Origin of the sequence: Helicobacter macacae MIT 99-5501 (genome assembly GCF_000507845.1) — a bacterium.
GTDB lineage: Bacteria > Campylobacterota > Campylobacteria > Campylobacterales > Helicobacteraceae > Helicobacter_B > Helicobacter_B macacae.
Genome location: NZ_KI669455.1, coordinates 488710 through 510879 on the forward strand (window position 1 = coordinate 488710; position 22170 = coordinate 510879).

The 22170-nt window shown below is 41.7% G+C and carries 14 protein-coding genes; 12 read left to right on the forward strand and 2 right to left on the reverse strand.

Features of this window, described 5'->3' with window-relative positions; all coding sequences use genetic code 11:
* Window positions 1–154 precede the first annotated feature (154 nt).
* The 7 genes from rplJ (at window position 155) to HMPREF2086_RS09705 (ending at window position 14794) form a co-directional block, all read left to right on the forward strand.
* Complete coding sequence (gene rplJ, locus HMPREF2086_RS09670) at window positions 155–637, forward strand: 50S ribosomal protein L10 (RefSeq protein ID WP_023928647.1); 483 nt, start codon at window positions 155–157, stop codon at window positions 635–637.
* 20 nt (window positions 638–657) lie between these two features.
* Window positions 658–1038: a 50S ribosomal protein L7/L12 gene (rplL, locus tag HMPREF2086_RS09675; RefSeq protein ID WP_023928648.1), complete on the forward strand. Its 381-nt coding sequence runs from the start codon at window positions 658–660 to the stop codon at window positions 1036–1038.
* Window positions 1039–1441: 403 nt separating this feature from the next.
* Window positions 1442–10141: a DNA-directed RNA polymerase subunit beta/beta' gene (locus tag HMPREF2086_RS09680; RefSeq protein WP_023928649.1), complete on the forward strand. Its 8700-nt coding sequence runs from the start codon at window positions 1442–1444 to the stop codon at window positions 10139–10141.
* Window positions 10142–10254: 113 nt separating this feature from the next.
* Entirely contained in the window at window positions 10255–10647 is a 393-nt protein-coding gene (rpsL, locus tag HMPREF2086_RS09685) for a 30S ribosomal protein S12 (protein WP_023928650.1), read from the forward strand.
* A gap of 72 nt (window positions 10648–10719) precedes the next feature.
* A complete protein-coding gene (gene rpsG, locus HMPREF2086_RS09690; protein WP_023928651.1) occupies window positions 10720–11187 on the forward strand; it encodes a 30S ribosomal protein S7 in 468 nt (155 codons plus the stop codon).
* A 36-nt stretch (window positions 11188–11223) separates the two neighbouring features.
* On the forward strand, window positions 11224–13305 hold the full coding sequence (fusA, locus tag HMPREF2086_RS09695; protein WP_023928652.1) for an elongation factor G: 2082 nt from the start codon (window positions 11224–11226) through the stop codon (window positions 13303–13305).
* Between the two features lie 304 nt (window positions 13306–13609).
* The gene (locus HMPREF2086_RS09705; protein WP_023928653.1) at window positions 13610–14794 is read left to right on the forward strand and encodes a cell envelope integrity TolA family protein; all 1185 of its coding nucleotides are present in this window, start codon (window positions 13610–13612) and stop codon (window positions 14792–14794) included.
* A 162-nt stretch (window positions 14795–14956) separates the two neighbouring features.
* On the opposite strand, the gene HMPREF2086_RS09710 is transcribed toward HMPREF2086_RS09705, so the two are convergent.
* A complete protein-coding gene (locus HMPREF2086_RS09710) occupies window positions 14957–15913 on the reverse strand; it encodes an alpha/beta hydrolase (RefSeq protein WP_023928655.1) in 957 nt (318 codons plus the stop codon).
* A gap of 29 nt (window positions 15914–15942) precedes the next feature.
* Window positions 15943–17565 carry a CTP synthase gene (locus HMPREF2086_RS09715; RefSeq protein ID WP_023928657.1) on the reverse strand — a complete coding sequence of 541 codons (1623 nt, stop codon included), beginning with the start codon at window positions 17563–17565 and terminating at the stop codon, window positions 15943–15945.
* 188 nt (window positions 17566–17753) lie between these two features.
* On the opposite strand from HMPREF2086_RS09715, the gene HMPREF2086_RS09720 reads away from it, so the two are divergent.
* The 5 genes from HMPREF2086_RS09720 to HMPREF2086_RS09735 all read left to right on the forward strand — a co-directional run bounded on the left by HMPREF2086_RS09720 (window position 17754) and on the right by HMPREF2086_RS09735 (window position 22065).
* The gene (locus HMPREF2086_RS09720; protein WP_023928658.1) at window positions 17754–18980 is read left to right on the forward strand and encodes a M48 family metallopeptidase; all 1227 of its coding nucleotides are present in this window, start codon (window positions 17754–17756) and stop codon (window positions 18978–18980) included.
* An 18-nt stretch (window positions 18981–18998) separates the two neighbouring features.
* A complete protein-coding gene (locus HMPREF2086_RS09725; RefSeq protein WP_023928660.1) occupies window positions 18999–19958 on the forward strand; it encodes a N5-glutamine methyltransferase family protein in 960 nt (319 codons plus the stop codon).
* A gap of 91 nt (window positions 19959–20049) precedes the next feature.
* A complete protein-coding gene (locus tag HMPREF2086_RS09730; RefSeq protein WP_023928661.1) occupies window positions 20050–21261 on the forward strand; it encodes an exo-alpha-sialidase in 1212 nt (403 codons plus the stop codon).
* Between the two features lie 7 nt (window positions 21262–21268).
* Window positions 21269–21430, forward strand: a complete 162-nt coding sequence (locus HMPREF2086_RS11835) for a hypothetical protein (protein WP_156921339.1) — start codon at window positions 21269–21271, stop codon at window positions 21428–21430.
* Window positions 21427–22065 (forward strand): hypothetical protein, encoded by a 639-nt coding sequence (locus HMPREF2086_RS09735; RefSeq protein ID WP_023928663.1) that lies wholly within the window; start codon window positions 21427–21429, stop codon window positions 22063–22065. Before HMPREF2086_RS11835 ends, HMPREF2086_RS09735 begins: the two co-directional genes overlap by 4 nt.
* The last annotated feature ends 105 nt before the right edge of the window (window positions 22066–22170 follow it).

Below are 22170 nucleotides of genomic sequence, written 5' to 3' on the forward strand. Positions count from 1 at the left end.
AAACATAAAAAGGACGACAAAACAATCTAAAATCGCAACACAAAACAAATCTTTAGGAGAATCCATTTATCTTAGACTGATGACTACAAGGGCTTAACAGCTTAATTGCTAGATTCTAGTTGCCTTGTATAAGTCTCGTCTGAAAGGAGGAAAGATGACAAAAACCCAAAAGCAAGAACTCATTGACAACCTTACACAAGAATTCAAAGCAGCTAATGCCTTGCTTCTTTGCGATTACAAAGGCACAAGTGTCAAATCGCTAGAAGAGTTGCGAGGTTTGGCTCGTGCAGCTGGCGCAAAAGTCCAAGTGATAAAAAACACGCTTGCAAGTATTGCGCTAAAAAATTCTAGCTACCCAGATTTGGATATAAAAGATACCAATATCTTTATTTGGGGAGCAGACCAAATCGCACTATCAAAGATTGTTGTCAAGTTTGCAAGCGCAAATGAAGCGAGTTTTTCTATCAAGCTAGGTTGTTTTGAAGGCGAAAAAGTGGATAAAGCACATATTATCGCTGTATCAAAACTCCCAAGCAGAGAAGAACTCATCGGTATGCTTTTGTCTGTTTGGACTGCTCCTGCGCGATATTTTGCCACAGGATTAGACAATTTACGAAAGCAAAAAGAACAAAACTAACCACATAAAAAGGAGAAAAAATGGCTATCACAAAAGAAGAAGTCCTAGACTACATTGGTGGTCTATCAGTCCTAGAGCTTTCTGAGCTTGTAAAAGCATTTGAGGAAAAATTTGGCGTTAGTGCTGCGCCTACCGTTGTCGCAGGTGCAGTAGCAGCAGGCGGTGGTGCAGCAGGTGGTGCAGAGGAAAAGACAGAATTTAGCGTTGTCTTAGTCGAAGCGGGCGCAAACAAAATCGCCGTTATCAAAGCTGTGCGTGAAATCACAGGACTTGGACTAAAAGAAGCAAAAGACGCTACCGAGCAAACTCCTCACACCATAAAAGAAGGTGTCAATAAAGATGACGCTGAAGCCTTTAAGAAAAAGCTTGAAGAAGCAGGTGCAAAAGTAGAAGTCAAATAGCTTTTGCTAAACTTACAAAAGTAGGTTGCTTAAAAGTTTGTATGCCTAGAATCTAGCACATTCTAGGCTTTGTCATTACACCCTAAGAGATTGTAGAATTGGTAGAATAGTTGGCGTAAGCGGGTTGTCTTGGCGTTGCAAATGTAGTTTATGGGATTTTAAGCAGAGATTGCAAAATCTTAGTGGTAATCTTATACAAAAAAACGCAGTGGAATAGCACCAAAGAGATTAAATCACTTAAAGTTATAGGGATTTAAAACCCAAAAACATCTCTAAACATAAATTCTAAAATCTCATTTTTATGATACGCAAAATGTATAAATTCTACGACAAAAATATATTTTGCATATCAAGTGCTACAATCTCTTAGGGTGTAGCTCAATACTTCTTTAAGGATTATCAAATGTCAAAAACACAAGCCAAAAATAGACTTCGTATTGATTTTGCTAAACAGCAAGGCTTAGAAGTGCCAAATCTTTTGCTTTTGCAGCGTGATAGCTATGATTCGTTTTTGTATCCTCGCGATGGCAAAGAAAGTGGCATAGAGAAAGTGTTTAAATCCATTTTCCCCATCCAAGATGTCCAAAATCGTATCACGCTTGAATACAAAAGTTGCGAGTATGGCAAGCCTAAATATACCATTAGAGAGGCTATGGAGCGAGGTATTACCTATGCTATCCCACTAAAACTCAAAGTCGAACTTATCCAATGGGAAAAAGACGAAAAAGGCGATAAACTCGCGCCAAAGGACAGAAAAGAGCAAAGCATTTTTGTGCGTGAGATTCCGCTGATGACAGACCGCACTAGCTTTATCATAAACGGCGTAGAGCGCGTAGTAGTAAATCAGCTACACAGAAGCCCCGGTGTGATTTTTAAGCAAGATGATTCTACTTCAACCGTAAATAAGCCCATATATATGGGGCAGATTATCCCTGATAGAGGCTCTTGGCTTTATTTTGAATACGATGCCAAAGACACAATGTTTGTCCGCATAAACAAGCGGCGCAAAGTCCCTGCGACTATCTTTTTGCGTGCACTTGGGTATAGCAAAATGGATATTTTGAAAATCTTTTACCCAAGCCTAAATATCAAAATCCAAAAAGATACATTTCTTATTAAGTTTAATCCTGCGGATTTTGAGGGTAGGGTAGAATTTGATATAAAAGACATAAATGGCGAAGTCATAGTGCCCTCAGGCAAGCGACTAAGTGCCAAAAAGGCAAAAGAGTTACAAGAAAAAGGGCTTGATTATATACAATACCCTACCAAAACTTTGCTAAATCGCTATCTTTTTGAGCCTATCATAGACAAAAAAACAGGCGAAGTTATCCTTGATACGCTGACCCAAATCGATGAAGCAAAGCTCAAAAAAATAACCGAGCTAAAACTAAAAGATTTTGTCATCGTAAATGACCTTGCAAATGGCGTAGATAGCTCTATTATAAACGCATTTATCGCAGAGACAGATTCTCTAAAGCTACTTAAACAAAGTGAGAAAATCAGTGATGAGAATGAGCTAGCCGCTATTAGAATCTACAAGGTTATGCGACCGGGTGAGCCTGTTACCAAAGAAGTAGCAAAGCAGTTTGTGAAGCGATTGTTTTTTGATGCGGAGGCGTATGATTTGACACGCGTAGGGCGAATGAAAATGAATCATAAGCTAGGACTAAATGTGCCAAACTATGTAACAGTACTTACGCACGAGGACATCATAGAATCCGCTCGCTATCTTATGGGTGTCAAAAATTGCCAAGAAGAGGGCAGGCAAGGCAAGTTTAGGATTGATGATAGAGACAATCTAGGCAATCGCAGAATCCGCGCCATAGGCGAGCTACTAGCAAATGAGATGCACTCTGGGCTTGTCAAAATGCAAAAAGCAATAAAAGATAAGCTAACCACGATGAGTGGGAATTTTGATAGTATAATGCCTCAAGACTTGATAACTGCAAAAACCATTACAAGCACGATTATGGAGTTTTTCACAGGCGGGCAGCTATCTCAATTTATGGACCAAACAAACCCACTTAGCGAAATCACGCACAAACGCAGATTATCAGCACTTGGCGAGGGTGGGCTAGTAAAAGAGCGCGTCGGCTTTGAAGCGCGCGATGTGCATCCTACGCATTATGGTAGAATCTGCCCTATTGAAACCCCAGAAGGGCAAAATATCGGGCTTATCAACACTCTCTCAACTTTCACTCGCGTGAATGATTTGGGCTTCATCGAAGCACCATATCGCAAAGTCATAAATGGCAAAGTTACTGATGAAGTAGTCTATCTCACAGCGACACAAGAAGACGGCAAAGTCATCGCCCCTGCAAGCACTAAACTTGATGCAGACAACAATATAGTAGATTCTCTTATTGAGACTCGTTGTGGTGGCGAAATCACTTTGCGCAAATCCGAAGAGGTAGAGCTAATCGATTTAAGCCCACGAATGCTTGTGGGTGTGGCGGCTTCATTGATTCCATTCCTAGAGCACGATGACGCAAACCGCGCACTTATGGGCTCAAATATGCAGCGACAAGCTGTCCCACTGCTTAAGCCCGATGCCCCCATTGTCGGCACAGGTATTGAGCAAGTCATCGCACGAGATTCTTGGGAAGCTGTGAAAGCAAAGCGAGGTGGTGTTGTTGAGCGAGTGGATTCTCGCAATATTTACATTTTGGGTGAGGAGGGAGATAGTGTATATATTGATGATTATTCATTGCAAAAAAACTTGCGCACCAATCAAAATACTTGCTTTGTCCAACGCCCGATAGTCAAAAAAGGCGATAGAGTAGAAGCAGGGCAAATCATCGCTGATGGCGCGAGTATGGATAGAGGCGAGCTAGCCTTAGGCAAAAATATCCGCGTAGCATTTATGCCTTGGAATGGATACAACTTCGAGGATGCTATCGTAGTAAGCGAGCGACTTATCAAAGAGGATGCTTTCACTTCTAACCATATCTATGAAAAAGAAATCGAAGCAAGAGAGTTAAAGCACGGCACAGAGGAGATTACAGCAGATATACCGGGCGTGCGCGAAGAAGAAGTAGCCCACCTTGATGAAAGCGGAATCGTGCGAATCGGCACTTATGTAACCGCAGGTATGATTCTAGTTGGCAAAGTATCTCCAAAAGGCGAAGTCAAGCCAAGTCCCGAAGAGAGACTACTTCGTGCGATATTTGGCGAAAAGGCTGGACACGTGGTAAATAAATCACTTTATTGTCCACCTTCCCTAGAGGGCACGATTGTCGATGTAAAAATATTTACCAAAAAGGGCTATGAGCGTGATGCGCGAGCTAAGAGTGCTTATGAACAAGAAAAATCCGCACTTGATATTGAGCATCACGATAGGCTTACTATGCTAAATAAAGAGGAGCTTTTGCGCGTAGGGCTTATGCTAAGCAAAGAAGAGCTAAGCGCAGATACTGAAGTCAATGGCAAAAAATACAAAAAAGGGCAAAAAATCTCCAAAAACGAGATAGCAAATATCAATCGTTTTGCCCTAGCCACGCTTATCAAAAGCTATCCAAAAGCTGTGCAAACCAAGTATGACAAAATCAAATCAAGTTTCTTAGAGCAAAAAAAGACACTTGGCGAGGAGCACGAAGAAAAGCTATCTATCCTAGAAAAAGATGACATTTTGCCAAGCGGTGTCGTAAAACAAGTTAAAATCTACATAGCTACTAAGCGCAAGCTAAAAGTTGGCGACAAAATGGCGGGACGACACGGAAACAAAGGCATTGTAAGCACGATAGTGCCAATGGTAGATATGCCTTATACTGCTGATGGCGAGCCTGTGGATATTGTGCTAAATCCACTAGGCGTGCCAAGTCGTATGAATATCGGGCAGATTTTGGAAACTCATTTGGGACTTGTCGGCAAGCGATTGGGCAAGCAGCTTGAGGAGATTTTGGAAAATCAAAAAAACAATTTCAAAGACGAGCTAAGAGCAAAAATGCTAAAAATCGCAGAATCTAGCAACGAAAAAGATAAAAAAATCATTGATTTTATCAAAAAATGTGATGATAGCACCTTGCTGGAATGCGCCAAAGATTGGGCTAGGGGAGTGAAGTTTGCCACTCCTGTGTTTGAGGATTCTACGATGAAAAAACTTGACACACTCTTTGAGCTAGCCAAAATCGATATGGATGGCAAAGTTGAGCTATATGATGGCAAAACAGGAGAGAAAATCCGCGAAAAAGTCAATGTTGGTTATATGTATATGCTAAAGCTCCACCACCTTGTCGATGAAAAAGTGCACGCACGAAGCACAGGACCTTATAGCCTTGTTACCCAGCAGCCTGTTGGAGGTAAAGCTCTCTTTGGTGGACAAAGATTTGGGGAAATGGAAGTGTGGGCACTAGAAGCCTATGGCGCAGCACATACGCTAAAAGAAATGCTTACCCTAAAATCCGATGACATAAATGGGCGCGAAAATGCCTATCGCTCTATCACTAGAAGCGAGCCTGTGGGAGAGTCTGAAATCCCAGAGACATTCTATGTCCTTACCAAAGAATTGCAATCTCTAGCTCTTGATGTTAATGTCTATGATGAGCGCAATACCGATGAAAACGGCGAGCTAAAGCCACTAGAAATCAAAGAGGACAATCGACCAAAAGATTTTAGCTCATTTCAGCTTGTGCTTGCTAGCCCAGAGAAAATCCGCTCTTGGAGTCGTGGCGAAGTCAAAAAACCAGAGACCATAAACTATCGCACGCTCAAGCCAGAGCGAGATGGGCTATTTTGCACCAAGATTTTTGGACCTGTGAGGGATTATGAATGTCTATGTGGCAAATACAAAAAACCTCGCTACAAAGGAATGGTGTGCGAAAAGTGTGGTGTAGAGGTAACTAGCTCAAAAGTTCGCCGCTCTAGAATGGGGCACATTGAGCTTGTAACGCCTGTGGCGCATATTTGGTATGTAAGCTCTTTGCCTAGTCGTATCGGCACGCTTTTGGGTGTAAAGATGAAAGACTTGGAGCGCGTGCTTTACTATGAAGCATATATCGTAAAAGAGCCAAGCGAAGCGTTTTATGACAATGAATCTACAAAGCCTGTTTTAAAATATGATGTGCTAAATGAGGAGCAATTCCAAAACATTAGTCAGCGTTTTGCGGATAAAGGGTTTGTCGCACAAATGGGTGGAGAAGCAGTAAAAGAGCTACTTGAACAGCTTGATTTGGCAGCTTTGCTAAAATCCTTGCGTGATGAAATCAAATCCACAAACTCCGAAGCCAAAAAGAAAATCATCATCAAGCGATTAAAAGTGGTAGAAAGCTTTATGAATTCAGGCAATCGTCCAGAATGGATGATGCTAACCGTGCTTCCTGTGTTGCCACCTGATTTGCGTCCATTAGTCGCGCTAGATGGCGGGAAATTTGCCGTAAGCGATGTGAATGACCTCTATCGCCGCGTGATTAACCGCAATCAGAGATTAAAACGACTACTTGAGCTAGATGCACCTGAAATCATCGTTCGCAATGAAAAGCGAATGCTCCAAGAAGCAGTTGACGCGCTATTTGATAATGGCAGAAACGCCAATGCAGTAAAAGGAGCAAACAAACGCCCACTAAAATCCCTAAGCGAAATCATCAAGGGCAAACAAGGACGATTCCGCCAAAATCTACTTGGTAAGCGCGTAGATTTCAGCGGACGAAGCGTCATTGTCGTGGGACCAAATCTGCGAATGGACCAATGCGGACTACCAAAAAATATGGCTTTAGAGCTGTTTAAGCCACATTTGCTAGCTAGACTTGAGGAAAAAGGCTATGCTAGCACACTAAAGCAAGCAAAGAAAATGATAGAACAAAAAGTAAATGAAGTGTGGGAATGCCTCCAAGAAATCGTAGAGGGCTACCCTGTGTTACTAAACCGTGCTCCTACACTGCATAAGCAATCTATCCAAGCATTCCACCCCAAGCTTATTGACGGAAAGGCAATCCAGCTTCACCCTCTTGTTTGTTCTGCGTTTAACGCAGACTTTGATGGCGACCAAATGGCTGTGCACGTTCCACTTAGCCAAGAAGCTATCACAGAATGCAAAGTGCTAATGCTAAGCTCTATGAATATCTTACTTCCCGCAAGCGGAAAGGCTGTGGCTGTGCCTAGCCAAGATATGGTTTTGGGACTATATTATCTAAGCCTAGAAAAAAAGGGTGTCAAAGGCGAGCATAAGCTATTTAGCGATATTGACCAGATTATGGTGGCTATTGATGCAGGCGAGCTAGATATAAATGCCAAAATCCAAACCGTTATTGAGCGACAACCTGTTACTACCACCACAGGTAGAATGATTTTGCGCTCGATTTTGCCAGACTTTGTCCCTACAAATCTATGGAATCGTGTGCTAAAGAAAAAAGACATTAGTGTCCTTATCGACTATGTCTATAAAGAAGCAGGCATCGGCACGACAGCGACTTTCCTAGACAATCTCAAAAATCTAGGATTTACCTATGCGACAAAGGCGGGTATTTCTATCTCTGCTGCAGATATTATTATCCCTGACAATAAAGAATCTATCATATCCGTAGCGAGACAAAAAGTGCGAAAACTTCAAGACGAGTTTGAGCACGGAATCCTAACAGAAGCAGAGCGATACAACAAGACGATTGACATTTGGACAGAAGCGAGCAAAGAGCTTGGCGAAAAAATGAATACAATCATTGCCAAAGACAAAGACGGATTCAACTCTATCTATATGATGGCAGATTCTGGTGCGCGTGGTAGCACAGCACAGATTCGGCAGCTATCTGCTATGCGCGGACTTATGGCAAAGCCTGATGGCACGATTATTGAGACACCTATTGTTTCAAACTTCAAAGAAGGCTTAAATGTGCTTGAGTATTTTAACTCCACACACGGCGCAAGAAAAGGGCTAGCTGATACCGCGCTAAAGACAGCAAACGCAGGTTACCTAACGCGCAAGCTAATTGATGTCAGCCAAAATGTCAAAATCTCAATGGAAGATTGTGGCACACACGAGGGTATAGAGATTGGCGATATTATTGATGGTTCTGAATTGCTAGAATCGCTAGAAGAGCGAGTATTTGGACGAGTGCTTGCCGCTGATGTGATAGACCCTATCACAAATGAAGTGCTATTTAGTGCTGAAACACTTATTGATGAGCGAGCAGCTCGCAGAATTATTGAAGCAAATGTAAAATCTGTAACGATACGAAATTCTGTTACCTGCAAAGCTCCTAAAGGTGTATGCGCTAAGTGCTATGGACTAAATCTAGGTGAGGGCAAAATGGTGCGACCGGGCGAAGCTGTGGGCGTCATCGCTGCGCAATCAATCGGCGAGCCGGGCACACAGCTAACTCTACGCACATTCCACGTAGGTGGGACAGCTAGCCGAACTCAAGAGGAAAAAGAAATCCGCGCAGAAAAGGAGGGCTTTATTCGGTATTACAATCTCAAAACCTACAAAAACAAAGAGGGCAAAAATATCGTAGTAAATCGCAGAAATGCTGCTGTGCTAGTGGTAGAGCCAAAAGTCAAAGCCCCATTTGATGGCACACTAAATATTGAGTCAACGCACGATGAAATCGTCCTAACCGTCAAAAACGGCAAGCAAGAAGCGCGATACACGGTGCGCAAACGCGATGTAGCCAAGCAAAATGAGCTTGCAGGTGTCAGTGGGCGACTTGAGGGCAAGCTCTATATCGCACATAGCAGTGGCTACAAAGTCGCCAAAGGTGGCTCTATCATAGACATCGTAAAAGACGGCTGGAATGTTCCAAATCGTATCCCTTATGCAAGTGAAATCATCGCTAAAGACAACGCACCCATTTCACAGCGGATACTATCCAAAGAAAAAGGTATCGTAAAATATTATTTCTTAGAGGGCGACCATTTGGAGCGCAGACACGAGATAAAAGCAGGCGATGTCATCAAAGAGAAAGGTATCTTTGCCGTTATTGCCGATGAAAATGACAGAGAAGCTACAAGGCACTATATCGCACGAGATTCCAAAATCGTGCTAAGCGATAATAGTCTAGTAGAGCCTGATTCTCTAATCGCAGAGCCTACCCAAAAAGTCGATAACCTAATCGCCACTTGGGACTCTTATAACACCCTTGTGATTAGCGATATTGACGGGGAAGTAAGCTTTGAAGACATTGTCCCAAGCGTAACGGTTACCGAGCAAGAGGACAAAACAGATGGCAAGAAAAAGCTAAAAATCAATGACTATATCCCTGCTGGGTTTAAGCCCTCTATCATCATCTCAAACGACAAAGAAGTCAAACGCTATGTGCTAGAGCCAAACACTTCTATTTCAGCAGAGGTAGTAGAGGGTGGCAAAGTCGCTCGTGCTGATGTGCTAGCAAAGACACCAAAAGCCACAGTAAAATCGCGCGACATTACAGGTGGTTTGCCTCGCGTGTCTGAGCTATTTGAAGCTAGACGACCAAAAGATGCAGCTGTGCTAGCTGAAATCGATGGCACTATCACCATAGGCAAGCCTGTGAGAAACAAAGAGCGAGTAATCATCACAGCTCAAGACGGCAGAGTGAGTGAGTATCTCATCGACAAAAATAAGCGGATTTTGGCTTATGCAAATGAATTTGTCCACGCAGGGGAGGCACTCACAGAGGGAGTTACCTCAAGCCACGATATTTTGCGTATAGGTGGAGAAAAAGAGCTATTGCGATTTATCGTAAATGAAGTGCAACAAGTTTATCGAGGGCAGGGCGTAAATATCGCTGATAAGCATATTGAAGTGATTGTATCCCAAATGCTAAGGCAAGTGCGCGTGATAGATTCTGGTGATACGCGCTTTATCGAAAATGACTTGGTAAGCAAGCGACATTTCAAAGAGGAAAATGAGCGAATCATCGCACTAGGCGGAGAGCCCGCTATCGCAGAGCTAGTCTTGCTTGGTATCACGCGTGCGGCTATTAGCAGTGATTCTATCATCTCTGCTGCTTCTTTCCAAGAAACGACAAAAGTGCTTACAGAGGCTAGTATCGCAGCAAAAACCGACTTCTTGGAGGATTTGAAAGAAAATGTCGTGCTAGGTAGAATGATACCTGTGGGAACAGGACTATACAAGGATAAGAGATTTATCCTTAAAGCTAAGGAGCAAGATTCCAAAAAAACCCAAGAAAGTTAAAATCAACTTGCGGATTTTGGAATAAGCTGGAAAAAACTAAGAGAAAACAAAGATTAAATGTTGTAAAATCTTGGGTTTAATCTTGGTAGCAAATTTAAACGAAAGGACAAACATTGCCAACCATTAACCAACTAATTCGCAAAGAGCGAAAAAAAGTAATCAAAAAGACAAAGTCGCCAGCATTGGTAGAGTGCCCACAGCGCAGAGGAGTATGCACGCGTGTATATACGACCACGCCCAAAAAGCCAAACTCCGCTTTGCGTAAAGTCGCAAAAGTGCGCTTGACAAGTAAATTTGAAGTCATTAGCTATATCCCCGGCGAAGGACACAATCTCCAAGAGCACTCTATCGTGCTAGTGCGTGGCGGACGGGTAAAGGACTTGCCCGGTGTGAAATATCATATCGTGCGTGGTGCGCTTGATACCGCAGGTGTAGCAAAACGAAGCGTATCTCGCTCAAAATATGGTGCGAAAAAAGCAAAAGCAGGCGGGGCTGATAAAAAATAGCTTATGCCGACCAAGCACAATCACTCCAAAGACATAAAATCACTTTAAATCACTTTTGTAAGGAGAATTTAGATGAGACGAAGAAAAGCACCTAGTAGAGAGATTCTAGGCGACCCAATTTATGACAACAAAGTCGTTACTAAGTTTGTCAATAAAATGATGTATGATGGCAAAAAAAGTGTAGCAGAGAAAATCATCTACGCCGCGTTTGCAAAGATAGAGGAAAAAAGTGGCGAAAAAGGTATCGAAATCTTTGAAAAAGCCCTAGAAAGGGTAAAACCACTTGTAGAGGTGCGCTCTAGACGCGTAGGTGGCGCGACTTATCAAGTCCCCGTAGAAGTGCGACCTGTGCGACAGCAGTCGCTTTGCATTCGTTGGATTTTGGAAGCCACTCGCAAAAGAAACGAACGCACAATGGTAGATAGGCTAGCAAATGAGCTAATGGACGCAGCAAGCGATAAAGGCGCAGCATTTAAGAAAAAAGAAGATGTGCATAAAATGGCGGAAGCAAACAAAGCATTTGCCCACTATCGCTGGTAGCCACAAGGCTTACAAGCCACAAAAAAGGAATAACAAATGGCGAGAAAAACCCCACTAAACAAAATCCGCAATATCGGTATTGCAGCCCACATTGATGCAGGGAAAACAACTACAAGCGAGAGAATTTTATTTTATACAGGTGTTAGCCATAAAATCGGCGAAGTCCACGACGGTGCCGCTACAATGGACTGGATGGAGCAAGAAAAAGAGCGAGGGATTACTATCACTTCTGCGGCGACTACTTGCTTTTGGAAAGACTACCAAGTAAATCTTATCGACACTCCCGGACACGTAGATTTCACTATCGAAGTTGAACGTTCTATGCGCGTGCTTGATGGGGCAGTGGCTGTGTTTTGCTCGGTGGGTGGCGTGCAGCCACAAAGTGAAACCGTGTGGCGACAGGCAAATAAATACGGCGTCCCGCGACTTGTATTTGTAAACAAAATGGATAGAATCGGCGCGAATTTTTATAGCGTAGAATCCCAAATCAAAGAGCGTCTAAAGGCAAATCCTGTGCCTATCAATATTCCAATCGGTGCGGAGGAAAACTTTAGGGGCGTAGTAGATTTAATCGCTATGAAAGCAATCGTGTGGAATGATGAAACAATGGGGGCAAAATACGACATTGAGGAGATTCCAGCCGATTTACAAGAAAAAGCAAACTCCTATCGAGAAAAACTCATCGAAGCTGCTGCCGAGCAAGATGAAGCACTTATGGAAAAATATCTAGGTGGCGAGGAGCTAAGCATAGATGAGATAAAGCTAGGAATCAAGCTAGGTTGCCACTCTATGAGCCTTATACCTATGCTTTGTGGCTCTAGTTTCAAAAACAAAGGTGTGCAGACTTTGCTTGATGCGGTAGTGGATTTTCTCCCCGCACCCACAGAGGTAACCAATATAAAAGGCATAGACCCACAAAACGATGATGCTGAGATTTTTGTAGAATCTAGCGATGATGGCGAGTTTGCAGGACTTGCTTTTAAGATTATGACTGACCCGTTTGTAGGGCAGCTCACTTTTGTGCGCGTATATCGAGGCAAACTAGAATCAGGTAGCTATGTGCTAAATTCTACTAAGGGTAAAAAAGAGCGCGTGGGGCGATTGCTAAAAATGCACTCCAACAAGCGTGAAGACATAAAAGAAGTCTATGCAGGTGAAATCTGTGCTTTTGTCGGGCTAAAAGACACGCTTACAGGCGATACACTATGCGATGAGAAGCGACCTGTGATTTTGGAGCGAATGGAATTCCCAGAGCCTGTGATTCATATCGCCGTAGAGCCAAAAACAAAGGCCGACCAAGAAAAAATGGCAGTCGCACTAGGCAAGCTAGCTGAAGAAGACCCAAGCTTCCGTGTCAGTACACAAGAAGAAACAGGGCAAACCCTCATCGGTGGTATGGGCGAGTTACACCTAGAAATCATCGTAGATAGACTAAAGCGAGAATTTAGAGTAGAAGCTGAAGTGGGGCAACCACAAGTGGCGTATAGAGAGACGATTCGCACGGAAGTTACCCAAGAGTGCAAATACGCCAAGCAATCGGGCGGGCGCGGACAATATGGACATGTCCATATCAAGCTAGAGCCAAAAGAGGCAGGCACAGGATATGAGTTTGTCAATGAAATCAGTGGTGGCGTAATCCCCAAAGAATATATCCCAGCTGTGGATAAAGGCATACAAGAAGCAATGCAAAGCGGCGTGTTAGCGGGCTATCCTGTGGTGGATTGCAAAGTAACGCTTTATGACGGAAGCTATCACGAAGTGGATTCTAGTGAAATGGCGTTTAAAATCGCAGGTTCTATGGCGTTTAAAGACGCTTGTCGCAAGGCAAACGCAGTCTTGCTAGAGCCACTGATGAAAGTCGAAGTGGAAGTCCCAGAGGAATATATGGGCGATGTCATAGGCGACCTAAACCGCAGAAGAGGGCAAATCAACTCAATGGACGACAGAATGGGCTTAAAAATCGTAAATGCTTTTGTGCCATTAGCTGAAATGTTTGGCTACTCCACAGATTTACGCTCGGCTACACAGGGACGCGGGACTTATAGTATGGAGTTTGACCACTATGGTGAAGTGCCAAACAACACCGCAAAAGAAATCATCGAAAAACGCAAAGGCTAGTCTAAAAATACTAGCAGAGTGTCAAAACTACTAGAATCAAAAAGGCTAAAATTCAAAATGAAACGCATAAGCGTGGAAGTGAAACGAATCAAAGGCGGGGTAAAGTAGTCCAATGGGGTTTGGACTGAATTTGATTTAGGTTTGATTGAGTTGAATTGAATTGGTGGAGGGGGTGGAATCTAGATTTTGGTATTTTGCTAAGCTATTTTTGTATCCAAAATCAAATATATATAAAATCACGCAGAAAATTCACACAAAAAAAACTAACACAAAAAATCAACACAAAACCAGATAAAGGATATTTATGCTTTGCAGATACTTATCACAAAATCTAAATTGTGCGGGGGGGGGGGGGAGTAATAGACACTTAAAAAAGTGCAAAATCTATTTTTTAAGCATATTTTTATTTAGTGTATCTTTTGGCATAGCTGATAGCTATTTGGACGAGAGATTGCAAAAGCTAGAAAAACAGCGACAAAGTCTAGAAGCCAAAATCCAAAGAGAAGCACAAAACAAAGAGATAAAAGCACAAAAGCAAGCCAAAGCCAAAGAGGAAAAAGAAAGAAAAGAGAGGCAAGCCCAAGAGAATCGCCAAGCAAAACAAGCACAAAAAAGAGAGCTAAGAGAAGCAAAAAGACAGCAAAGAGAATTCTACAAATACGAATCCACAGCACTATCAGGTGCTACAAACACTCCACAAGAATCAAGACGACTAAGACACACTCAATACGCACAACCCTCAATCTACACAAATCCAAATGACAGAAACGGCTGGTTTATCGCGCTTGTGCCAACCGTTGATGTAATGTTTCTTTATAGCAATGCACGCTCAAATGCGACAAGTTATTTATTTCGTTTTGGTGCAGAATACGGAGCGACACTTGAAGCAGGCTATCTTTTTGGTAGTGGAGCAAATGCTTGGAGGACATATTTTTCACTAGGCTATGGGTATGGACGCAGTAGCGATATTGGCTATATAGCATATAGATATGACTACTATGGCTACTACTATGGTGGATATGATACAGAAGTAATAGTAGACATACACAATATTGCTCATAATGTAGGGATTGATTGGATACCTAGACTTGGCAGTTCATCTGCTAGAGGAGTGCTAGGATTTTATAATAGCTTTTCTTATATGGCAATAAGTGAAAGATATGAGAAATATAGTTTAAGCCGACAATGTGTGCCTAACAGTGCTTTATGGGGTAGTGATTGTATGATTGGAGGTGTTCAAGGAGGTTGGCAAACTACCCCCATTCCTGCTGGAGAAGCGCAAGATTTCATTCATATATTTTTTATAGGGATTGGCACAAGGCTTGGAGTGATTTTTGACATAAAGGAGCATTTCTCCATAGAAATCGGCTCTAAAATTAGCTTGCATTTTTCTATCTTAGGTGCGAATGGTAATGGTGGAGGCTTGCAGTTTATACAAAGTGTGATGCCAAATTTTCAGCAATATCTAAGCCTTGTGTATAGATTTTAGTCAAAAATTCTCTAAAAAAATCATATAGATTATTTATGTTTTTTATAAATTTTTTTGCACTCATTCGTTTAAATACAATACAAAAGCGCAATTTTTCTACGCATTTTACTTGTTATGACAAGTTTAGATTACCTGCTACATATTTTGCATAATCACAATCCCCTAAAATCCACTTTTTGCAAAATCACTTATGGCGTGCAAAAATGCTGGGACAACCACAGAGCCGTGTGTATGTCCATAAAACGCTTTATATATGGTCGTTATATTGCTTTGTGATTCTATGAGGCGAACTAATTCTTTGGAGTTTATTTTTGCTGTGCGGATTTTTGCCTCACTTTCTTTACTTGCCTCACTTACTTGACTTATTTTATCTTGCATAATCCACAAAGTAGCACAATTACCCTTAATATTGGCAAAATCAATGGCTTTGCCGATAAATTCGCCACCTCCCCACCAAAGTGAAGGCGATACTGCATAGAAATGACTAAAGTTTCCACTAGAGTTGCTAAGCGCATACAGCACAAAAAGCCCACCAAAACTATGCCCAAAAATGCCAGATTTGTGCTCAATCTCCACTCCCAATCTCTCTTGCACAAATGAGCGCGTAAAGGGGATAATATCATTTTGCAAAGTTTGCAAAAATTGCTCCGCTCCACCACCCAAAGAATCATCATCGCTAAAATCAGTGCCTACAAAACTACTACCCCCAAAATCACCACTATCATCACAATCCAATTTATATTTTGGTGTGTAGTCGCGCTTCCTCAAAGCAGGAAAAGCCACGCTCTCATACTTGCCTCCATAGCCTATGCTGACAATCAGCACAGATTCCAACCCCTCATACAAAAATCCTGCTTTAGAGAGTGCGTTAAGCGCGATTGGTAGATGTCCATTACCATCTAATATATAAAAAATCTTATAGCTTTTTGGGACTGTCTTTTGCGCTTTGATTTTGCTTAACCGTATAGTATAAATAGCACCATTTGCATAGATTTGCCCGATTTGTGAAGTGTCAAAAACACGCTTTGCCTTTGGGGTAAGTGCTGTGATTTTATCACTTGGCTTTGCAAGCAGGTGCGAGCTAAAGCCAAAACACAGCACCAAAAAAAGATATTTCACTTATATAGCCCAAATCATAGTAGTGAAATCTATCTTTTGGATTCCATTGCTTTTTTGACAAATTCCAAAATAATAGGATTTGGTGCTTGGAGATGAGAAGTAAATTCTGGGTGGAATTGCACGCCCACAAAAAAGGGATGCTCTTGCAATTCTACCACTTCGATAAGTCCGCTTGAGGACTCGCCACTGATTAGTAGCCCGCTAGATTCTAGCATTTTTTTGTATTTGGGGTTTGCTTCATAGCGGTGGCGATGTCGCTCTTTTATGGATTTTGCACCATTGTAGGCTTTGGCTATCGTGCTTCCTTGTGCGAGATTGCATTCATACTCGCCAAGTCTCATCGTTCCGCCCATAGGTGAAGTGTGTGTGCGGATTTGGCTTACTCCTTGCTGGTCGATAAAGTCCTCTATCAAGTAAATAAAAGGCTCTTTGCATCGTGAATCAAACTCGCTAGAATCTGCTTCTTTTATCCCTAGCACATTGCGAGCAAACTCAATAATGGCAAGCTGCATTCCTAGACAGATTCCAAGAAAAGGCACTTTTTGCGTTCGCGCATAAGTTATCGCACGGATTTTGCCCTCTATCCCACGCGAGCCAAACCCACCCGGGATAAGCACTCCATCGACATCTTCAAGCACATTGCTAGAATCTAGATTTTGGCTATCTATCCACTTGATATTTACTCGCACATCGATATTTGCCCCCGCGTGTATGAGGGCTTCTGTGAGTGATTTATAGGATTCTTTCAAATCCAAATATTTGCCGACAAAAGCGATTTTGACTTCATCTTTTGGGGATAGGATTTTTTTGACTAGGCTATCCCACTCAAACATATCTGGCTTGATTTGCTTTAGCCCAAATGCTCGTGCAATCGGCACTAAAATCCCCTCTTTTAAGTAGTTCAGCGGGCATTGATAGATACTTGCAGAATCAAGTGCTTCTATGACGCTATCATTTGCCACATCACAGCTCAAAGCAAGTTTGCGTTTTAGCTCTCTGCTAAGTGGTTTTTCGGTGCGAGCTATGATGATTTGTGGAGATATGCCGATTCTGCGGAGTTCTTGGACAGAGTGCTGACTAGGCTTTGTTTTTAGCTCGCCTGCAGCGCGAAGTAGCGGGATAAGCGTTACGTGGATATTTAGCACTTGGTTTGATTCTAGCTCGTGTCGTATTTGTCGTATCGCTTCCAAAAATGGCATTCCCTCCATATCGCCTACCGTGCCTCCTAGCTCTACTACGAGAAAATCATTTCCTTCCCCTACGGCTTTGATTCTAGCTTTGATTTCATCGACTATGTGGGGGACGATTTGGATTGTTTTGCCAAGATATTTACCTTGTCGCTCGTTTTCTATGACAGATAGATAAACTTGCCCTGTGGTGAAGTTGTTTTGTTTTTTTAGGCTTGTATTCAAAAACCGCTCATAATGCCCAATGTCTAAATCCGTCTCGCCACCATCTGCGGTTACAAACACTTCTCCGTGCTCTAGTGGGCTCATAGTCCCTGGGTCGATATTGATATAAGGGTCGATTTTTAGCACTTCGACTTGATAGCCACTCTGCTTTAGCAGTGTCGCAATGGAGGAGGAGGAAATCCCCTTGCCAAGAGAGCTAAGCACACCACCTGTTACAAAGATATATTTTGTTTTTTTCATTGACACCGCCCTTTTGCCAAACATTTGGCGTAATCTTATACAAAAGCAGCTTATAAAATCCTTGCAAACTATGCCAAATCCTTACAAACTCATTATTTTTAGATTTATATTTCTGCTTTACAATACCAACTTAAAATTTTTAGCAACATTACTAAACACCTGATTTTAGAGTAAATAAAGGAATCTAAATGCTTTTGTTTTGCCTTGCATATATCGTGCTTTTGACACTGCCAAGTATGATAATCGACATAGCACAGATACGACACATAAAAGCACACGCAAAATCTCCTGCTGTGATTCTACCTCCAAAAGATTATGCTATCTCTGCAAAATACGCCATAGACAATCTCAAACTATCTATTTTCAACACTCTTTATGATACGATTGTTTTTGCTCTGTGGGTATGCGTGGGACTAAAGCTATGGCAAGAAATATTGATAGAAGAATCAGGACTTGGATTCATCGTTTTTGTGCTTGGATTTTTGCTGATTTCTTGGGTGCTAAACCTGCCTTTCAAAGCTTACAAAGAACTTATACTAGATAAAAAATACGGCTTTTCAAACGCCAATAAAGCGATTTTTAGCACCGATGTTATCAAAACTTTTGCACTTATTGTTGTGTTTGGTTTTTTGGTGCTGTGGATTTTGCTATGGGTTATGGAGTATGAGTATTGGTGGCTTGCTGGATTTGGGATTATATTTTGCCTAGTGGTGCTTGTAAATATGCTCTATCCCACACTTATCGCACCAATGTTTAATACTTTTACTCCCCTAAATGATGAGCATTTGCAAGGCAAAATAGAGCAGCTTATGCAAAAAGCTGGTTTTAAGGCAAATGGAATATTTGTTATGGATGCTAGCAGGCGAGATGATAGGCTAAATGCTTACTTTGGTGGGCTTGGGACTTCTAAGCGCGTGGTGCTGTTTGACACGCTTTTGGACAAAGTAAGCTCTGATGGACTTCTAGCCATACTTGGGCACGAGCTAGGACATTTCAAGCACAAAGATATTATTTTTAATCTTTTCATATCTGGTGGGATACTTTTTGGGCTATTTTTTATCGCTGGGCATTTGCCCGCTTGTCTGTTTGAATCGCTAAATGTGCTAAATAATAGTGCCACTACGATAGTTATGCTCCTGCTTATAGCACCTGTGATTGCATTTTGGGTTATGCCTGTGAGTGCGTATTTTAGCCGAAAAGCAGAGTATAAATCCGACTTTTATGGCGCGTCCCTTACAAGTCCGCATTGCCTAAAAGAAGCCTTGATACGACTTGTCAATGAAAACAAATCATTTCCATACTCTCACCCGCTTTACACATTTTTTCACTACACACACCCGCCACTTTTGGAGCGACTTTGCGCACTTGATAAGCTGATTAGCTCATCATTGCAAGATGATGAAGCAAAATCTTAAATCACACAAAATGAGTGTATGAATATACAAGACGCGCTTAAGATTGCTACGCAGCAGCTTTTGGCAAATCCTCACATAACTAGAGCGCGACTTGAAGCGGAGATTTTGCTTATGTTTGTGTTGCGAAAGAAGCGTGAGTTTTTGCACGGTCATAGCGAGTGTGAGCTAGACACACAAGAAAAAGAAGCGTTTTTTAGCTTGCTTCATCGGCGAGTGCAAAATGAACCGATACAATATTTGACACAAAGAGTTAGCTTTTTTAGTGATGAATTTTATGTCGATGAGCGTGTGCTTATTCCGCGTCCAGAGAGTGAAATCCTTATCCAAAAAGTGTGTGAAATCATTAGTAGCGAAAATCTAAAAAATATCGCAGAAATCGGCATAGGAAGTGGTGCGCTAAGCGTGAGTGTGGCAAAAATGTGCAAAAAAGTGCTTATCACTGCCACAGATATAAGCCAAAAAGCCCTGCAAGTAGCGCAAAAAAACATAACACATTTTGGGCTAAACTCTCGCATAAAGCTAGTGCAAACCTCGCTTTTAGATGAGGTAGCACCTAGCGATTTTGGCAGTGATTTTGTGCTAGAATCTAGCACAATGATTAGCCTAAAGCCAAGCAAAAAAAGATTAGATTCTAGTCTAAAATCTAGCGTAAAAAATACTTTGGATTCTAGTTTGGATTTTGATTTAGTGTTTTCAAATCCACCTTATATCGCAGATGATTATACATTGCCTCCAAATGTAGCTTATGAGCCTAAATGCGCTCTATTTGGTGGCAAAAAAGGAAGCGAAGTGCTAGAATCCATAATCACACTGTGTGCAAAGCGAGAGATAAAATTTTTAGCCTGCGAGATGGGATATGACCAGCGTGAGATTTTAGCCCCACTACTTGCAAGCAGTGGTTATAACGCAGAATTTTACAAAGATTTAAGCGGGCTATATCGTGGCTTTGTCGCAAGATTTTGTAAAGCGCAATTATGACAGAGTAGCCGCACAATGAAAGAATCCAAAACCTTGCTATAATTGCTCTAAAATTTTTTGTAAGCACAAAATCCACAAATTAGGAAAAAAGTTGAAGCACACAATCAAAAATCACAAGAAGAAAAATCATAAGAAGCATTTGGTATTTTTTACGCTTTGGGGGGTGTTTGGAGTTGTTCTTTTTTGTGATTTTTTGCAATATTTTGCTAGCAAAAAGCAAAATCCCTCAAACTTCGTGCTTGATAGAGAAGCACAGCTTCACATAGACAAGCCACTAAAAGAGCTTATATTTTTTGATGTCCCAAACAGCGCAAAATCCGCTCACGCAAGCGCGATAGTAAATATTGAGAGTTTGCAGCTAGCCGACAAAGATAATGCTACGCTAACAAATATGCTACTTTATTTTGCAGGAAGCAGGGAGGGGGCTAGCGATGTTTGTATTTATCAGAGTTTTTTTTCGCCACCAAAGCCTTATGCAAAATCTAGCGATAAATCCCACACAAAGCATTTGAGCGAAAATTCACAAAAAAATCCACAAAAAGATTTGGCAAAAAATAAAGGCTGGAGCGAGCCTAGAGCGATTTTGTGTCCGCAGGATTTATCCAAAATGGCGGGCAAATTTATCAAAAAACTTGGCAATCCTGTGAGTTTCATTGATAGTAAGGGTTGGGTGCATTTGTTTGTAGTGGGTGTGAGTATGGGTGGCTGGGCTACTTCCAAAATCTATTGGGCTGTGTTTGATAAGGAACTTTATTCGTTAAATTTCGTGCGAGAGCTGCATTTATCCCCGATTCTAAATCTCTCTCATCTCGCGCGAAATCCCGCTATGATTTTGGATAATGGTGGCTTTGTGCTACCTATTTATAATGAGTTTGCCCAAAAATATCCGCTTTTATTAGAGATAAATAGTGATTATGAAGTGCTTTCCACGCAAAAGCCTTTTTATAAAGATTTGCCTAGAAATCAGCTTCAGCCAAGTTTTGTCCCGCTTGATTTTGACAAATCTTTTGGGGTGTCTCGCAGGTATGGAGCAGATAATTCTATGAAAGCATCGCTTTGTGAGCGTGAAAAAGCTGGTAAAAATAGTTGCAATACATTATCTACAAACTTGCAAAATTTTGACTCATCTTCTGTGCTCTTTAGGCTAGGGAATTTTGTATTTTTGCTACACAATCGCGCGAAAAATACAGAATCAAAAAACGCAAACAATAGAGAGGAGCTGTGGCTATATAAGTTGCAAGATTTTGACATAGTTCAATCTAGTTTAGAAAAGCATTTAGGGGGGGGGGGAAGTAAATTTTAAGCCCATAATGCGACTTGATGAGCTAGAGGGCAAGGAGGTGTCATATCCTAGTGTGGCTGTAAATAGCGAGTTTGTGCATATTTCTTACACTTATGGGAGGGAGCATATTCGCACACTACTTTTGCCAAAATTGCACAAACCAAAATCGCACAAAAAGGAAGCACAATGAGTGTGATACACGCACTAGCAAATGAAATCGCACTAAGCATTGTGCTTGTTTCAAGTGTGCTTTTTATCGCACAAAAGGCATTGCGCAAATACGCTAAAAAATGGATAGCCCTATTTATCTTGCTTGCCTTTTTCTTGCTTCTTATGCCATTTACTTCTTTTAGTGTAAGTGGATATGCGTATGCTTTGCTTGGCGCACCTAGCGTGCTTTTGGTGGTTATGAGTATTTGGAGCGGGTGGCAGATTTTGGAGCGTAGAGAGAGTTTTCAGCCATTTTTTGATACAAAATCAAAGGTTGTTATCTTTTTGGTGGGGGCGGTTGTGTATGCGGAGTTTTTGGGTGGAATCTTTAGCATAAATTATCATTTGCCTAGCCAAATAAATTTATATTGGCTTGATTTTTACCATTTAGATTCTTTTACCCAAATGGCTAGTTTGTGGGTATTTGCTATTGTCGGATATTTTGTGAGTGCGCGACTAGGTGTGGGGCTAGTGTGTGGGTTATTTGCATATAAGATTTTTGGGGAAATGGGAGTGTGGGATTATTGTATCGACCCATTTTTGTGGCTATGGTGTGGGGTAAGTGCGCTTTATGCCATTGTCCTAAAGGTGCGCAAAAAATACACAAAAACATAAAAGAGAGTTTCTTATACATATCGTGGAATCTAACTCAAAAAACCAACACGACTATTTGCTACAAACTGCTTGATAAAGCAATAACAAGCAAAAAGTAGCGGTATT

What these genes read in the sequence shown, in the direction of transcription:
- rplJ (WP_023928647.1), top strand. Translation starts at nt 155, where the DNA reads ATGACAAAAACCCAAAAGCAAGAACTCATTGACAACCTTACACAAGAA.
- rplL (WP_023928648.1), top strand. Translation starts at nt 658, where the DNA reads ATGGCTATCACAAAAGAAGAAGTCCTAGACTACATTGGTGGTCTATCA.
- HMPREF2086_RS09680 (WP_023928649.1), top strand. Translation starts at nt 1,442, where the DNA reads ATGTCAAAAACACAAGCCAAAAATAGACTTCGTATTGATTTTGCTAAA.
- rpsG (WP_023928651.1), top strand. Translation starts at nt 10,720, where the DNA reads ATGAGACGAAGAAAAGCACCTAGTAGAGAGATTCTAGGCGACCCAATT.
- fusA (WP_023928652.1), top strand. Translation starts at nt 11,224, where the DNA reads ATGGCGAGAAAAACCCCACTAAACAAAATCCGCAATATCGGTATTGCA.
- HMPREF2086_RS09705 (WP_023928653.1), top strand. Translation starts at nt 13,610, where the DNA reads ATGCTTTGCAGATACTTATCACAAAATCTAAATTGTGCGGGGGGGGGG.
- HMPREF2086_RS09715 (WP_023928657.1), bottom strand. Translation starts at nt 17,565, where the DNA reads ATGAAAAAAACAAAATATATCTTTGTAACAGGTGGTGTGCTTAGCTCT.
- HMPREF2086_RS09720 (WP_023928658.1), top strand. Translation starts at nt 17,754, where the DNA reads ATGCTTTTGTTTTGCCTTGCATATATCGTGCTTTTGACACTGCCAAGT.
- HMPREF2086_RS09725 (WP_023928660.1), top strand. Translation starts at nt 18,999, where the DNA reads ATGAATATACAAGACGCGCTTAAGATTGCTACGCAGCAGCTTTTGGCA.
- HMPREF2086_RS11835 (WP_156921339.1), top strand. Translation starts at nt 21,269, where the DNA reads ATGCGACTTGATGAGCTAGAGGGCAAGGAGGTGTCATATCCTAGTGTG.
- HMPREF2086_RS09735 (WP_023928663.1), top strand. Translation starts at nt 21,427, where the DNA reads ATGAGTGTGATACACGCACTAGCAAATGAAATCGCACTAAGCATTGTG.